The organism is Dehalobacterium formicoaceticum, assembly GCF_002224645.1.
Lineage (GTDB): Bacteria > Bacillota > Dehalobacteriia > Dehalobacteriales > Dehalobacteriaceae > Dehalobacterium > Dehalobacterium formicoaceticum.
The window spans coordinates 750,375-765,793 of record NZ_CP022121.1 but is presented as its reverse complement, the minus strand read 5'-3'; the positions used below and the strand labels follow the sequence as shown (position 1 = coordinate 765,793).

Annotated in this window: 15 protein-coding genes; 7 read left to right on the top strand and 8 right to left on the bottom strand. The window is 44.6% G+C overall.

All coding sequences use genetic code 11. From position 1 onward, the window contains the following. The first annotated feature begins 209 nt into the window (after positions 1–209). From CEQ75_RS03810 to CEQ75_RS03790, 5 genes are all read left to right on the top strand, one after another. Positions 210–1,319, top strand: a complete 1,110-nt coding sequence (locus CEQ75_RS03810; protein ID WP_089612490.1) for a BMP family ABC transporter substrate-binding protein — start codon at positions 210–212, stop codon at positions 1,317–1,319. Positions 1,320–1,388: 69 nt separating this feature from the next. Then, entirely contained in the window at positions 1,389–2,915 is a 1,527-nt protein-coding gene (locus CEQ75_RS03805; protein WP_089609148.1) for an ABC transporter ATP-binding protein, read from the top strand. Then, positions 2,912–3,997, top strand: a complete 1,086-nt coding sequence (locus tag CEQ75_RS03800) for an ABC transporter permease (protein ID WP_089609147.1) — start codon at positions 2,912–2,914, stop codon at positions 3,995–3,997. The genes CEQ75_RS03805 and CEQ75_RS03800 overlap by 4 nt, the downstream gene beginning before the upstream one ends. Then, positions 3,997–4,929 (top strand): ABC transporter permease, encoded by a 933-nt coding sequence (locus tag CEQ75_RS03795; RefSeq protein ID WP_089609146.1) that lies wholly within the window; start codon positions 3,997–3,999, stop codon positions 4,927–4,929. Before CEQ75_RS03800 ends, CEQ75_RS03795 begins: the two co-directional genes overlap by 1 nt. 22 nt (positions 4,930–4,951) lie before the next feature. Continuing rightward, on the top strand, positions 4,952–5,521 hold the full coding sequence (locus CEQ75_RS03790) for a xanthine phosphoribosyltransferase (protein ID WP_089609145.1): 570 nt from the start codon (positions 4,952–4,954) through the stop codon (positions 5,519–5,521). Between the two features lie 17 nt (positions 5,522–5,538). On the opposite strand, the gene CEQ75_RS03785 is transcribed toward CEQ75_RS03790, so the two are convergent. The 5 genes from CEQ75_RS03785 to CEQ75_RS03765 all read right to left on the bottom strand — a co-directional run bounded on the left by CEQ75_RS03785 (position 5,539) and on the right by CEQ75_RS03765 (position 9,883). Further along, on the bottom strand, positions 5,539–6,960 hold the full coding sequence (locus CEQ75_RS03785; RefSeq protein WP_242965369.1) for a L,D-transpeptidase family protein: 1,422 nt from the start codon (positions 6,958–6,960) through the stop codon (positions 5,539–5,541). Between the two features lie 194 nt (positions 6,961–7,154). Further along, entirely contained in the window at positions 7,155–7,736 is a 582-nt protein-coding gene (locus CEQ75_RS03780) for a TlpA family protein disulfide reductase (RefSeq protein WP_089609144.1), read from the bottom strand. 12 nt (positions 7,737–7,748) lie between these two features. Further along, positions 7,749–8,420 (bottom strand): cytochrome c biogenesis CcdA family protein, encoded by a 672-nt coding sequence (locus CEQ75_RS03775; RefSeq protein ID WP_089609143.1) that lies wholly within the window; start codon positions 8,418–8,420, stop codon positions 7,749–7,751. A 43-nt stretch (positions 8,421–8,463) separates the two neighbouring features. Next, entirely contained in the window at positions 8,464–9,450 is a 987-nt protein-coding gene (gene argF / locus CEQ75_RS03770) for an ornithine carbamoyltransferase (RefSeq protein ID WP_089609142.1), read from the bottom strand. Positions 9,451–9,538: 88 nt separating this feature from the next. After that, positions 9,539–9,883, bottom strand: a complete 345-nt coding sequence (locus CEQ75_RS03765) for a phage holin family protein (RefSeq protein WP_089609141.1) — start codon at positions 9,881–9,883, stop codon at positions 9,539–9,541. Positions 9,884–10,060: 177 nt separating this feature from the next. Between CEQ75_RS03765 and CEQ75_RS03760 the strand changes: the two genes are divergently transcribed. Next, on the top strand, positions 10,061–11,176 hold the full coding sequence (locus CEQ75_RS03760; protein ID WP_089609140.1) for an aminopeptidase: 1,116 nt from the start codon (positions 10,061–10,063) through the stop codon (positions 11,174–11,176). A gap of 177 nt (positions 11,177–11,353) precedes the next feature. Beyond that, the gene (locus CEQ75_RS03755) at positions 11,354–11,617 is read left to right on the top strand and encodes a hypothetical protein (protein ID WP_089609139.1); all 264 of its coding nucleotides are present in this window, start codon (positions 11,354–11,356) and stop codon (positions 11,615–11,617) included. A 69-nt stretch (positions 11,618–11,686) separates the two neighbouring features. Here CEQ75_RS03755 and ilvN read toward each other — a convergent pair whose 3' ends face one another. From ilvN to CEQ75_RS03740, 3 genes are all read right to left on the bottom strand, one after another. After that, complete coding sequence (ilvN, locus tag CEQ75_RS03750; protein ID WP_089609138.1) at positions 11,687–12,193, bottom strand: acetolactate synthase small subunit; 507 nt, start codon at positions 12,191–12,193, stop codon at positions 11,687–11,689. 3 nt (positions 12,194–12,196) lie between these two features. Beyond that, entirely contained in the window at positions 12,197–13,858 is a 1,662-nt protein-coding gene (ilvB, locus tag CEQ75_RS03745) for a biosynthetic-type acetolactate synthase large subunit (protein WP_420828407.1), read from the bottom strand. Between the two features lie 122 nt (positions 13,859–13,980). After that, positions 13,981–15,321 (bottom strand): vWA domain-containing protein, encoded by a 1,341-nt coding sequence (locus CEQ75_RS03740; RefSeq protein ID WP_089609136.1) that lies wholly within the window; start codon positions 15,319–15,321, stop codon positions 13,981–13,983. Positions 15,322–15,419: the final 98 nt, after the last annotated feature.

Here is a 15,419-nt window from a genome sequence, read left to right as displayed (position 1 = left end):
GTCGATTTTTGCGGAATATAATCATCTCCCCCTTCGTTTTTCGAACATTAACCGTTTTTATTAAAAAATATTCGTATTTTGCAGGATTTTGACAGAGCATATGGAATTTTCCCTATGATAAGAAATGTTAATAAACTGTTAAGGAGGGAAGCATGCTCTGTATTTAGATCAAAAAATATCTGTTTAGGAGGTAATGATTAATGAAATCCATGAAAAAATATTTCCTTTTGCTTTTGCTATTGGTCTCAATTGTTTCATTAACCATCGGTTGCGGCAATCAAGATGCAAAAACGCCTAATGATCCTGCCAGCGGTGATGAACCTATGAAAGTCGGCTTCATTTATGTCGGTCCCATCGGAGATGCCGGTTATACCTATGCCCATGATCTGGGGGCAGAATTCATGAAAAAAGAGTTGGAGGACAGTGTTGAATTAATCAAGGTGGAAAATGTACCGGAAAATGCTGCCGATACCGAGCGGGTATTGAATCAATTAATCGATCAAGGCTGTAAAATCATTTTCGCCACCAGCTTTGGTTACATGGATAGTGTGATTAAAGTGGCCGAAGAAAACAAAGATGTGGTTTTTCTCCATTGTTCAGGTTATAAAACAGCAGAAAATGTCGGCACTTATTTTGGACAAATCGAACAACCTCGCTACCTCTCCGGCATTGCGGCCGGAAAGATGACCAAAACCAACATTATCGGTTACGTTGCCGCCCATCAAATCCCTGAATGTATCCGTGGGATCAATGCCTTTACCATGGGCGCTCGGTCCGTGAACCCGGATGTGAAGGTCAAAGTAGTTTGGACCAACACCTGGTTTGATCCGCCAAAAGAAAAAGATGCCGGAACGAGTTTGCTTCAAGACGGAGCAGATGTCATTGCTCAGCATCAGGATACACCCGGGCCCATGCAGGCTGCTGAAGAAGGCGGAGCCTATGGCATCAGCTACAACAGTGATATGTCCAAGTTTGCACCTAAAGCAGTTATCACGGGTCCCATATGGAACTGGGGTCCTTATTATGTAAAAACGGTCAAAGCTGTACAAGACGGAACCTGGAAGTCTGAAAAATACTGGGGTCCCATGTCCGATGGCGTTGTTGATCTGGCGCCCATTGCCGATTTTGTGCCTGAGGATGTGAAGCAGCTCATTGAAACTGAAAAGGGACGGATTCTTTCCGGGGAATTAAATATTTTTACCGGACCGATCAAGGATCAAACCGGGGCTGATAAAGTTCCTGCAGGAACCACAATGACAGACGACGAAATCTTAAATATGGATTGGTTTGTCCAAGGTGTTGAAGGCAGCCCGAAATAATCTGGATGATCTGGTATTTTTGGCTGCCGGTGCTACCGGCAGCCATCAATTTATTTTAGGGGGATAAACATGGCACACCCGATCCTGGTTAAAATGGAAGGTATCACAAAAAAATTTCCCGGTGTCATCGCCAACGAAAATGTCAATTTGGAGATCAGAGCCGGAGAAATTCATGCTCTTTTAGGGGAAAACGGAGCCGGAAAAAGCACTCTAATGAACATTCTAACAGGTCTTTACAAGGCTGATACAGGCCAAATTATGATCAAAGGGAGGCCCATGCACTTCAAATCTCCCAAAGATGCTATTGATGCTGGGATCGGAATGATTCATCAACATTTTCGTCTTGTAGCATCCTTATCGGTGGCAGAGAATGTGATTTTAGGTTATGACACAAAATCTTTTTGGTTAAATAAAAAGAAAATTATCCAGGCGATTCGGGAAATATCACAAAAATACAACCTGTCCCTGGATCCCCAGGCTAAGATTTGGCAATTATCTGTAGGGGAACAACAACGTGTGGAAATCGTTAAAAGTCTTTTCCGAGGTTCAGATATTTTAATTCTCGATGAACCTACAGCGGTGCTCACCCCCCAGGAATCCCGCGATCTCTTTGCCACCCTGAAAAAAATGACAGCAGGCGGCAAGGCCGTGATTGTGATCACCCATAAAATGCAAGAGGTGATGGATATGGCCGATCGCGTCACAGTGCTGCGCGGGGGCAAATCCATCAGCACCTTGGAAAAAAATAATACCAACAAAGAAGAGCTGGCACAGTTGATGGTAGGTCACGAAATTCCGGAAGACAGAAATCATAGAGTGCGCCATGAGCCGACTCCCATCATAAAATTGGAAAATATCCGGGCTTTAAATGATAAAGGTCTGCCCGGTCTTATAGATATTTCCTTACAAATCAACGGCGGTGAAATCATCGGCGTCGCCGGCGTCGCCGGCAATGGTCAAAGGGAACTGGCCGAAGTCCTCACCGGCCTGCGCAGCATCTATCAAGGGAAAATCATGCTGGATGGACAAGATTATACCGGCAAGCTGCCCCGTGATTTTATCAAAGCCGGCATTGCCCATGTACCGGAAGATCGCTTGGGGATGGGTTTGGTGCCTAATTTAGGTGCCGTGGACAATGTGATGTTGAAAAAATATTATAAATCCCTGACCGGTTTATTTTTAAATTATGCGCCCGTACGCCGGGAAACAAAAACCATGGTGGAAGATTTCAATATCAAGCTATCCGCATTGGACAGCCCCGTCAAGCTAATGTCAGGGGGAAATCTGCAAAAGCTTCTTTTGGCGCGGGAAATTTCCACGAATCCCAGGGTGATGATCGCGGTTTACCCCGTTAGGGGCCTGGATATCGGAGCCACAGAATCAGTGAGATCTTTACTTCTGGCCCAAAGAAATGAGGGGGTAGGGATACTCCTCATTTCCGAAGACCTGGATGAAATTATCAACCTGTCCGACCGGATCATTGTCCTCTATGAAGGAAAAATCATGGGGGAGGAGTTTCCTGAAACCACAACCAAGGAAAAGCTTGGTTACTTTATGACAGGCGTTCCCACACCTGAGGAGGACATCATATCATGAAAATCACTTTGGAAAAAAGACTGGCTCCCTCAACTTTGATGTTGTTTGCTGTTCCTGTCTTTTCCATATTCCTGGCCCTTCTATTAGGGGGAGTATTTTTGGTTATCAACGGTAGTAATCCGGTCGAAATTTATGGAATGCTTTTTAAAAGTGCTTTTGGCTCCTCTTACGGCATTACGGAAAGCATCGTTAAGGCAATACCGCTGATGCTTGCTGGTTTGGGCGTATCTCTGGCCTTTCGCATGCAGCTTTGGAATATCGGGGCTGAGGGCCAAATCTATATGGGCGCTGTTGCCGCCACTTGGGTTGCCCTTACTTTTCCCGGGCTTCCCGCTCCGGTGATGATTCCTTTCATGCTTTTCATGGGATTCCTGGCCGGCGCCCTATGGGCATTGCTGCCTGCCATCCCCCGGGCTTATATGAATGTAAATGAAACGATTACCACTTTACTGATGAATTATATCGCGATCTTGTGGGCAGATTATCTGATTTACGGTCCCTGGAAAGATCCGGCGGGCTTCAATTTTCCTTTGACACCTAAATTTGTACCTGCCGCCATTTTACCCACCCTGGGGGAAACCCGTATTCATCTGGGCTTAATTTTTGCTATTGGGGCGGCGATCGTAATTTATATCTTAATCAAGCATACCAAGTGGGGTTATGAAGTGCGGGTCATCGGAGAAAGTCCTGCTGCCGCCCGTTATGCCGGTATGAACATTAAGAAGAATATTTGTCTGGTGCTGTTTTTAAGCGGCGGCTTAGCAGGAATCGCCGGCATGGCAGAGGTTTCCGGTGTCGCCGGTCGCCTCCAGCACGGCATAAGCCCCGGGTACGGTTATACGGCCATTATTGTGGCCTGGCTGGCGCGTCTCCATCCCGCAACCTTAGCTTTGGTTTCCTTTTTATTTGGGGGACTTTTGGTGGGGGGATTTGCCATTCAACTGATTGGGATGCCTGCCGCCACCGTCAGTATGCTCCAAGGTTTAATTTTGTTTTTTGTTTTAGGGGGACAGGTGCTCACCAATTATAATATTAAAATAATCAGTTCCCCCAAAAAATCGGCATCAAAGGAGGTAGAATAATGGATCAGCTCTTTATGGTAACCTTGCTTGCCACTGCCGTAACGGCAGGTACCCCTATTCTTCTTGCTGCCTTAGGCGAAATCATTACGGAAAAATCCGGTATATTAAACCTGGGGGTGGAAGGGATGATGCTGGTAGGAGCTGTCGTGGGTTTTATGGCCAATGTTGCCACCCAAAACCCTTGGCTGGGCGTATTAATGGCATTAATCGCCGGTGGTCTTATGGCTTTGATGCATGCTTTTCTCACCATCACCCTCCGGGGGAATCAGGTGGTATGCGGTTTAGCCTTAACTATTTTCGGCACCGGATTATCCGGATTTCTAGGTAAGTCCTTTGTGGGCATCCCGGCTCCGGCTTCCTTTAAAGCTTTTTCCGTTCCTCTTTTAGGCGATCTTCCTTTGATCGGACCGATTTTTTTTCGGCAGGATGCTTTGGTCTATGTCAGTTACCTCCTGGTCATTGTGCTAGCCTTATTTTTATATAAAACGCGCTGGGGTTTATCCCTGCGGGCGGTGGGAGAAAACCCTGCCGCCGCCGATGCTGTGGGTATTAGTGTTTTCCGCATCCGATACCTCTCTGTCATTGCTGGCGGCATGCTGGCAGGATTAGGCGGAGCTTATCTTTCCCTGGCTTATGCCCCCTCCTGGCTGGAAAACATGACAGCGGGCAGGGGTTGGATCGCCGTGGCTCTGGTGATATTTGCCACCTGGAATCCGGTAAAATGCCTGGTGGGTTCCTATATTTTTGGCGGCTTAGACGCCCTAGGCTTTCGTATTCAGACGAGGGGAATCGATATCTCACCCTTTTTTCTGCAAATGCTCCCTTACATCGCTACGATAATAGTGTTAATTTTTGTATCCCGGGAAACAAAAACCCATCGAGTCTCATCCCCCAAGGCTTTAAGTATCCCTTATGACCGGGAGGAAAGATAAAGGAAATGAGGAAGGATAAACCATGGAATTATTAAAACGAAAAATTCAAGAGGAAGGAAAAATTATTTCGGAAGGAATTCTTAAGGTTGATTCTTTTTTAAACCACCAGATTGACCCTCTCCTAATGCAAGCTATGGGTCAGGAATTCGCCCGCAGATTTCACGGGGATAAAATCACAAAGGTTCTCACCCTAGAAGCATCAGGGATCGCGATTGCCATTATGACCGCCCTGTCTTTACAGGTACCCCTAATTTTTGCTAAAAAAAAGAGACCCTCCACCATGAACGATGAAGCCTTTTTAGGCCATGTTCACTCCTTTACCAAGGATGAGGATATTGACATTATGGTCTCCGCCAATTTCCTCTCCCCAGAGGATCGGGTATTGATTATCGATGACTTCCTCGCCACCGGAGAAGCTGCCCGGGGGATGATCGAAATTGTACGCCAATCCGGAGCTTCCATCATCGGTGTTGGGATCGTAATTGAAAAGGCTTTTCAAGAAGGCGGCAAATCCCTACGGGAAGAAGACATTCGGGTGGAATCCCTGGCACGCATCGCCAAGCTGGAGCAAGGCCGGGTCTTTTTTCTTTAAGCATGAACCCCTGAATCTTATTCAATTACAATCACGGCGCCGTTTTTGTAATCCATCCAATTATAAAGGAACCTGGCATGACTGGTAAAATTCCGTACGCACATATTAGAGCGGGGATATGTACCGATGGTATGGAGATATTCTGTGGGTCCCGGGTCTACCTTTTTGCCCCCTTGTTCCACATATGCCACCGGAACACCATGAATATAAGCACCTCCGGTAAAACGAATGGCAAAGGGCGCGTAACCCCCGATTTCTGATGTCCCTTTTTGCAGGTATTCAAAACGATCCTTTTTTTCAATAGCTTTGAAACTTCCTAAAGTGGTTTCAAAGGAATAATCCCCCGGAATGCCTGTGGTAGATAGGGTATAGGAAACCAGGTTCAGTCCCTTTTCATTTACTGTAAAGGCTGCCTGGTTTTGTTGATTCCGGTCCACCACTACCACATGATTCAAGGTGCTTAATGTAACAGAGGGATCCAGATACTGCTTGGGTACATAGTATTCCCCGCCAAAAGTAGGCACGCTGATATGGTAAAAGTCACCGGTCTCATTGAGCAGCCGCACCAGCATCCCATCCGGGATATAGCGAAAATTGCTGGCCGCATCTGCTTGTTCATAAGCTGGGGCACTATGATAAAAACGATATCCAAACTCATCTGTTGCAGTCTCCCCTTTTTTAGGTGGAGCGCCGTACTGATTTTTATAATTTCTGATAAAGTGCAGAGCTCCTTTGGCCAACTGCTGCCTGAGATCTTGCGCGGCAGCCTGCATCTTGTCAAAGCGGAAGGTCCTGGGAATACCTGTGGATGAGCGGAGATAGCCTTCCTTTGTTTTATCCCCATGACTGCAAGCTACCCGGTACCAAATATCAGATCCCTGAAAATCCTGCCCCTGGGCCTGCTGAAGCAGTGTAACCTTATCTAAATAATTAACCCGGCAAATTACCGGCGCATCGGTTGCCGGGTTTTCTCTGATTTCCCCGCCATTCTCCCCTGTTATCAAAAAATAATCAAAGGAAATTTTAAAATCAAAATATTGCACTTGATCACTAATTCCTTCCGGCAGTGTGGTGTTGTAAACTTGAAGAACATCATTCATCTGATTGGGACTGATATTTTTTAAAAGCCTTACTTGTTCTTCCTGATTGAGACTTAAGACCCTATGTTTTTTATGATCCTGTGTGTTTTGGGTGATTTTGAGGTCATTTTCAAGACCGTACCCGTTAATATCTTCTTCCACAGCCCTCTTTTGTGATTTGGCCAGCTTGTCTTCTTGAGGTAAATTCTGAGAAGGTGTTGGCAGCTGCCTTTGATGAGCTGGCGGCACACTCCTCAGATATAGATAACCTGAAGCTCCGATGATCACTGCAACCGCTAATAATATTCCGATTTTCCGCACCTTAAGCATCCCCCGTCTGATGTGATATATTGTTTTCAAGTATATCCTGCTCAGATTATTTTTTTATTATGTATGCGGTGATCATTTCTATCCCGCACTGGCCACCATTTAGAGGAATGAGGAAAAAGTTATACTTTCTGAAAGTACAAAAAAGCCTGAAGGAGTCATCCTTCAGGCTGTAATTTCATATTTAATACCAACACTAATACCGTATTTATCATTTCATCCTGTCCTTAACTTTTAATTAACTCAATGGCAGATTTTAAGGTTTCGGAATCAAGAGGTCCCTGGTAATAGGTAACAATATATCCCTCCCTATTAATAAAAAATGTTGTTGGTATACTGGAAATACCATAGGCCATTGCCCCGCTCATTTCCGTATCAAAATAGACGGGAAATTGATATCCCTCTTTGGCAATATACTGTTTACCCTTTTCTTGGGTTTCCCGCTGGCCGTCAACTAAATCTACCATCATAAACGCCACATCATCTTTAAGATCACCATATACCTGATTGAAATGAGGCATCTCACTTTGACAAGGGGGACACCAGGAGGCCCAAAAGTTCAAAACAACAGGTTTTCCCTTGAAGCCGGAAAGCCTCACCTCATTGCCCCGGTCATCAAAGACGATAAAATCCGGAGCTAAAGGCTTTTTATCCTTCGGATCATTAGCCTGTTCCCGGGTCTCATCAACGGCATCAATCTCAGCGGAATCAGGTTGATACCGGTCTGTCAAGGTGTTATAAGCAAGATAAGCCCCACCGATCAATAGGGAAAACAGGATGATGAATACAAGGGGTTTCATACGATTCATAAGAGCACGCTCCTAAAATGTTAGTAGGGAGAGGAGCCTCCCCATAAGACCTGTGGCCATCATCACACCAACGAGCACCAGGAAGCCTCCAGAAATAAGATTGATCACCCGATAATGTTTTTTGATCAAGTCAAAGGTTGATTTTAATTGATTGATTAAAATGGCACTGAGCATAAAAGGAATACCCAGACCTAATGAAAAACATAAAAGCATAAATATCCCCTTAATCGTTTCGCCTCCGGAAGCTGCCAGCATTAGAGCCGAACCTAAAAAAGCACCAACACACGGCGTCCATCCCACCGAAAAGACCATCCCAAAAAGCATCGTAGATAAGAAGCCGCTTTTAGAAATGTTTGACGTAAGTTGGCGATTGGTATTTAGAAATGGGATTCTGATCAGTCCCATGAAATTTAATCCAAAAAGAATCACAATCGTACCCAATGCCAGATTTACGATCTTATTGTATCTCATAAGAAAACCGCCTAGTGTCCCCGCAAAGGCCCCCAGGACAACAAAAACCAAAGTAAAACCCAAGACAAAGCCTATCGCATTGAGCAAAGTCCCCGATCCGGATCCCTCCCCCTCCTGCCCGGCAAAATAGGAAATATAGACGGGAAGCATGGGCAGTAAACAGGGTGAAATAAAGGTAATCATTCCTTCCAAAAAAGCAATCAGATAATCCATGCCATATCCTTTCCTTAGAAATTAAAGGCGCCAGATATTGAAGCTAAAGGGTGGCCACCAGCACCGCTTTAATGGTATGCATTCTGTTTTCTGCTTCATCAAAGACAACGGAATGACGGCTGCGAAAAACCTCATCTGTAACCTCACGAATATCATAGCCTTTATCCCGCTGTTCTTTGGCCATCCTCGTTTCAAAATCGTGGAAGGCAGGCAGGCAATGCATGAAAATGACGTCGGGGTTCCCGGCTTTCTCTAATAGTGCCGCATTTACCTGATAAGGTGTTAAAAGCTTTACCCTTTCCGGAATCTGAGCTTCTTCACCCATGGAGGCCCAAACATCGGTATAAATAACGTCTGCACCCTCTACCCCGGTTAAAGAGGAATCGAACTCCAAAATGGCCCCGGTTTCTTGAGCCACTGCCTGGGATCTGGCCATGATTTCTTCACTGGGGCTAAGCTCTTTTGGTCCCACAGCCACAAAATGCATACCCATTTTAGCACAGCCAAACATCCAGGCATTGGTCATATTGTTGCGGGTATCCCCCACATAGACCACTTTCACCTTGTTGAGCGGTTTGGCCACATGTTCTTCAATGGTCATCAGGTCCGCCAATATTTGTGTCGGATGATCTAAATCCGTTAAACCATTCCACACAGGTACGCCGGAATATCTTGCCAGTTCATCAACCACAGATTGTTCATATCCCCGATATTCAATCCCGTCATAAAAGCGGCCTAAAACCCGGGCGGTATCCTCCAGGGATTCCTTTTTGCCCATTTGAGAACTGTTGGAATCCAAAAAAGTAACATGGGCTCCTTCTTCCAAAGCTGCGACCTCAAAAGCACATCGAGTACGGGTTGACGTTTTTTCAAACAGCAAAACAATATTTTTTCCCCTAAGCTGATAATTATAGATCCCGCTTCTCTTTTTCGTCTTCAAATCTTTGGCCAAATCCAACAAATATCTGATCTCGCTGGTGGAAAAATCCATCAGCGTAAGTAAACTTCTGCCCTTTAGATTAACTGCCATTTTATCTCCTCTTTCCAACTGTGATCAAAATGCATAAAATATTATATCAGTTTTATATGGGAAAACAAATATGATAATCAAAATTTCTTTACTGGCCTTCTACCAGGGAAGATAAAATGCCGCTGATAATGGATAATACCAAGGCTCCAAAAACAAAGGTCCAAAATCCCTGAATCGAAACCCCAACAACAACATTATCAACGATTTTCAACATAAATCCATTGATAAAAAAGGTAAAAAGCCCCAGGGTAAGCAGATTAAGGGGCAGCGTTAAAAATAAAACGATCGGTCGAATCACAGCATTGACAACACCCAATACTACCGCTGCCACCAGGGCGGAAAAAAAATCTGTGATCTGAATTCCCGGAAACAAAGCCGCCGTGATCAACAAAGCAATGGCATTTAAGACCCACCGTACAATCATTCCCTGCATCACAAGACCTCCCTTCTTATATAATCATTATATGATAAAATTCCTCATTAAACTATATATTTTTGCATCTATTGGCATAATAACGGGGCAGGGGTTGGTTTCTTATTGTTTTTCTGATATAGATTTGTTAGAATTATATGATTTGGGAAGTTTTCCCGCTAAAGGAGGATACTGATCATGAAAGATCCTAGATTTAATACCTTAGCCGAGAATATTGTGAAATATTCCCTGAAAATACAACCCGGTGAAAAAGTGCTTATTGAAGTGACAGGCTTTGAGACGGAACTCGCCAAGGAACTTATTCAGGAAATATATCAGGCCGGTGGTCTGCCTTTCATTTCCATTAAAGGTCCTGAAATCAACCGGGTGCTTTTACAAAATACCACTCAGGAGCATCTGGAGTACATTGCACGGTGGGAATCCCAGCGTATGCAGGAAATGAGTGCCTATATCGGCATACGGGCGGGAGATAATTCCTATGAAATGAGTGCCGTACCCGAAGAAAAAATGCAGCTATATATGAAATATTGGGTCGATCCGGTGCACCATGGGATTCGTGTCCCCAAAACAAAATGGGTAGTATTAAGATATCCTAACAATTCCATGGCTCAGTTAGCCGGAATGAGTACTGATGATTTCAGTGATTTTTATTTCAATGTTTGTAATCTGGATTATCGTAAAATGTCCCAGGCTATGGACCCCCTGGTAGAGCTTTTAAACAAAACGGATCAGGTAAAAATTACCGGACCCGGTACCGATTTAAGCTTTTCCATCAAGGGCATTCCCGCCATCAAATGTGACGGACATCTTAATATTCCCGATGGAGAAGTGTATACAGCTCCTGTGAGAGATTCCATTGAGGGAACCATTACCTATAATACGGCCACCTCTTATCAGGGAAGTACCTTCGAAAATATCTCTTTTGAATTTAAGCAGGGCAAAATCATCAAGGCCCGGTGCAATCAAACGGATAAGCTGAATAAGATCCTTGATACAGATGAAGGTGCCCGCTTCATCGGTGAATTTGCCTTAGGGGTAAACCCTTACATTACCAAGCCTATGAACGATACCCTTTTTGACGAAAAGATTATGGGCAGTTTCCATTTCACCCCCGGTTCCTCCTATCAAGATGCTTTCAACGGGAATAAGTCAGCCATCCATTGGGATTTAGTCTCCATCCAAACAGAAGCATACGGTGGGGGACAGATTTATTTTGACGATGTCCTGATCAGAGATAATGGTCAATTTGTTCCCCAAAGCCTGCAGCCTCTCAATCCGGAAAATCTAAAGTGAACTCGTTCAGCTAAAGCTGAACTTCGGGGCTTCAGATGGGGAATCTACCCCACCTGAAGTAAGAATAGGAACTCCCACTTATAGAAGTGGGAGTCTTGGAATTTAATAACGCATACATAAGAATTGAATGGCGGGAAAAACTACCTGAAATGCAAGCTTAATAAAGGATGATGTCCGGTGAAAAAGTTTTGGCCTGCTGTTTTTATTCTTTTTCTGGTGATGGTTCTTTTATTCTCTCAGGGAACATTTAAGAATTCCCCGCCTCAGGACGCACCCCAGTCCTCCTCCAGTTACTGGCTGGTGAATGCGGCAAACAACGAAACGCTTACCCATACCTCGGTTTCATTAAGTGTGGGGGATGAATACATCGACTCCAACAACAGGGTTTATCGTATTACCAAAATATCCGAGGATAAAGCTTATGTCGAACGCATCGAGTAAAGAAAAACCACAAAAAATGCCTGAAAAGAAATTGTTCTTTTCAGGCATTTTTATCAACATCATATTTTTTTAAGACTCCTTACTGTCTTTGGCCGCAATAGCACTTCTGCTTAAAGCAATTTTCCCGGTGCGGACAATTTCAATAATACCGTGACCTTTCAAAACTTCACAGAGGGCATCAATTTTATCTTCTTCTCCGGTTAACTCGATGACCATGGTCTCCGGATGGACATCCACAATTTTGGCACGAAAAATATCGACAATGTCTACAATATCCGAGCGGTGCTCAGGCAGCGCCCAAACCTTGATCATCGCCAGATCCCGATTAATGGAATCCACTTTGGTAAGATTGATGATTTTGATGACATCTACTAATTTACCCAATTGATTCACGATCTGCTCCAGCTCGTCATCATTTCCCACATCCACCACCAGGGTAATTCTGGTCATATCCGATTCTTCGGTGGAACCGGCTGTAATACTTTCAATATTAAATGCCCGGCGGGAGATCAGACCGGAAATATGGGTTAACACCCCCGGTCTGTTTTCCACCAGAACGGCTAATGTATGTTTCACAGCTTAACCTCCTATCATCTGATCAATCGGTGCGCCGGCGGGTACCATGGGCAATACATTCTCCTGATCACAAACCAAAACATCAATAAACACAGGACCGCAATAATTATTGGCTTCCTGCAGAGCCGGAATCAATTCCCCGGGTTCCTGCACCTTTATTCCTTTAGCACCAAAAGCCTCCGCAACCTTGGCCAGATCCGTTTCCGTTCCATATCTGGAACAAGAATATCGCTGATCATAAAATATTCTCTGCCACTGGCGTACCATACCCAAACCCTGATTATTAATAACAACCACTTTAATCGGCAGTTGATGTTCTACCGCCGTTGCGATTTCCTGAATATTCATCATAATACCGCCATCCCCGGCGATTGCCCACACCGTCTCATCAGGATTCCCTAACTGCGCCCCAATGGCTGCCGGCAATCCATATCCCATGGTGCCCAATCCCCCCGAGGTGATAAATCTGCGGGGCTTTTTGGAGTTATAATACTGAGCCGCCCACATCTGATGCTGTCCCACATCTGTCACCAAAAAGGCGGATCCTTCCGTTATATCACTAATAGCTTTGACTACACTTTGCGGTTTGATCACATCACCATTTTCTTCAAAACGCAAAGGCCTTTCCTGCTTCCAAGCCAAAACCTGCTTTTGCCATGCTGCGATATCACCCGGCTCTGCCATTTGACTCAGTAAAGGCAGCGACCACTTTAAATCCCCAAGGATTTTAATATCGGTTCTGACATTTTTATTAATCTCAGCCGGATCAATATCCATGTGCACAATAAGAGCTTCCGGCGCAAACTTGGAAACCAGACCGGTAACCCGGTCATCAAATCTGACACCAATGCCGATTAAAAGGTCACACTGGGTAACACTTTGATTGGCCGTATAAGTGCCATGCATGCCCAGCATGCCCAGATATAGTTCATGGTCGGCAGGAAAACAGCCTAAACCCATGAGACTGGATACCACAGGAATCCCTGTTTTTTCGATAAAAGAAGCAAACTCAGACCAAGCCCCGGCAATTCTCAGTCCGCCGCCAACAAATACCATTGGTTTTTTAGCCTTTTTAATGGCTGCGGCTAATTCCTCGATCTTGGAAGGATCCCCTTCAAATAAAGGATGATATCCGCGCAAATTTATGCTTTCAGGATAAGTAAAATCCCCTTCCATCCCAGTGATATCTTTGGGAATATCAATTAATACCGGTCCCGGCCGACCTGTCCGAGCAATATAGAAAGCTTCTTTCACAGTTTTCATCAAATCCTGAGGCCGTTTCACCAAAAAATTGTGTTTCGTAATGGGCGTGGTAATTCCGGTAATATCCGCCTCCTGGAAGGAGTCCTTGCCGATTAAAGAGGTACCTACCTGGGAGGTAATAAACACCATGGGAACCGAATCCATATTAGCGGTGGCAATCCCGGTCACCAAATTGGTTGCCCCTGGGCCGGATGTGGCCAGGCAAACCCCCACCTTGCCTGTGGAACGAGCATAACCGTCCGCAGCATGAGCAGCACCTTGCTCGTGTCTGGCAAGAATATGGGTAATACCGGAGTCATAAAGAGCATCATATAAATTTAACGCTGCGCCGCCGGGATATCCAAAAACCAGTTCCACCCCTTCTGCTTTTAAGCCGGCGACGACTGCCTGAGCACCAGTCATCAACAAATCTTTCCCCTCCATCATCATTCGTTTAATATTAAATTATCCGAAAAAATAAATATTATTTCTATATTATCACTTCAGGTATTGAATAGCAATATTCATTTTTTGCCCATTTTAATTTACATTATTTTTCGTACCGCTTGTTCCAACTGGTCCAAATTGCGGCACTCCATGACGCCTTGGCAATACTTACCATAGAGCCCGATAATACTGTCATCCTGATTCCATTTTTCTTTTGGTTCCGGGTTCAGCCAATAAACCTGCTTCGCCTTTTGGGCGATCAACTTTAATTCTTCCTGGCGGGGGGGATACCAATTATTTTTAGCGTCCCCTAATATAATCACTGTTGTTTTTCTGTCTAAAATGTGACCAAAATTCTGATTGAAAAGTTCAAACACCTGACCAAAGTTGGAAATACCCAAACGGGAACATCGGGTTTGGGTAATGGCTTGACCAATACCCTCCCTCATATGATTGGTTTTGATTTGCGCAGTAATCTCTGCGATTTCATCAACAAATAAAAAGGCCTTCAGATCATGAAAACGGCGGCTCATAGCATATACCAGCTGCAAGAGAAAAGCAGAGTAGACCGAAACAGAGCCGGAAATATCACACAATACGATCATGCTGGGTTTATTCATCACCTTGTCCCGATACAGCAGTTTTTCCGGGGTACGACCCAGACGGGCAGCCTTTCTCAAAACCCGTCTCATATCAACCCGTCCTGATTTTGAGGCTTTAAAGCGGTAGGAATAACGGGACGCTAATTGATGGGCCAATCGAGCTACCCTTTTCTCCATTTCCTTTACCTGAAATTCATTTAAAGCGGCAAAATCCTTTTCCATTAAGTTCTCTTCAGTGAGTAAATCTTTTAAACCCTGATCCCCTTTCTTTTCTACCAGGATTTTTTCGATACGATAGCGGATGTATTGCTCAAGATCCTTTAAAAGCTGAAGATTTTCCTGACCTTCTTCCCCCCCACGCTCCAGGGCATTTTCCACCATAAACCATTCCATCTTTACTTTTAACTGAAACAGGAGCTGATCCACACGATCCTCTTCCATGTCCAGACCGGAGAGAATCTTTTCAGCCATGGAAATCAAATCTTCCGAGTGCCCCTTTGTCACGGCTTCATAAAGAGCCCTGGAGGCCCGCCCCATACCGGCTTTTCCGGTACCGGAGCCATCAGTGCTTGTACCAAATCCGGTGCTGGAATCCGGCTTCTGCAAATCTCCAGGCTTCTCCGCCTCTTCCCGGAAAAATAAGCGAAAAGCTAGATCAAAAATCGCGCCATCCGTTTCACTTTTTACAAGTGTAGCCTTTAACAAGATATAAAACTGTTCCGGATCTTCAATACCATAAGTGGCAATGGAGGTCAGCGCATCCATTAACTCTCCGGGAGAAACCTTCAGACCCCCATGGCGTAAAGCATGAACAAATGATAATAGCTTCTTTTCCATAGAAATTTTCCTCCATATATATCTTTATCATACCATAGGAAAGATCTTTTTTCCCCAGTCTATATTTCAATTTTTTTTTATGATATACTGATTTATAT

Coding starts and splice junctions, on each gene's coding strand:
- CEQ75_RS03810 (WP_089612490.1), top strand. CDS start 210: ATGAAAAAATATTTCCTTTTGCTTTTGCTATTGGTCTCAATTGTTTCA.
- CEQ75_RS03805 (WP_089609148.1), top strand. CDS start 1,389: ATGGCACACCCGATCCTGGTTAAAATGGAAGGTATCACAAAAAAATTT.
- CEQ75_RS03800 (WP_089609147.1), top strand. CDS start 2,912: ATGAAAATCACTTTGGAAAAAAGACTGGCTCCCTCAACTTTGATGTTG.
- CEQ75_RS03795 (WP_089609146.1), top strand. CDS start 3,997: ATGGATCAGCTCTTTATGGTAACCTTGCTTGCCACTGCCGTAACGGCA.
- CEQ75_RS03790 (WP_089609145.1), top strand. CDS start 4,952: ATGGAATTATTAAAACGAAAAATTCAAGAGGAAGGAAAAATTATTTCG.
- CEQ75_RS03780 (WP_089609144.1), bottom strand. CDS start 7,736: ATGAATCGTATGAAACCCCTTGTATTCATCATCCTGTTTTCCCTATTG.
- CEQ75_RS03775 (WP_089609143.1), bottom strand. CDS start 8,420: ATGGATTATCTGATTGCTTTTTTGGAAGGAATGATTACCTTTATTTCA.
- argF (WP_089609142.1), bottom strand. CDS start 9,450: ATGGCAGTTAATCTAAAGGGCAGAAGTTTACTTACGCTGATGGATTTT.
- CEQ75_RS03765 (WP_089609141.1), bottom strand. CDS start 9,883: ATGCAGGGAATGATTGTACGGTGGGTCTTAAATGCCATTGCTTTGTTG.
- CEQ75_RS03760 (WP_089609140.1), top strand. CDS start 10,061: ATGAAAGATCCTAGATTTAATACCTTAGCCGAGAATATTGTGAAATAT.
- ilvB (WP_420828407.1), bottom strand. CDS start 13,858: ATGACTGGTGCTCAGGCAGTCGTCGCCGGCTTAAAAGCAGAAGGGGTG.
- CEQ75_RS03740 (WP_089609136.1), bottom strand. CDS start 15,321: ATGGAAAAGAAGCTATTATCATTTGTTCATGCTTTACGCCATGGGGGT.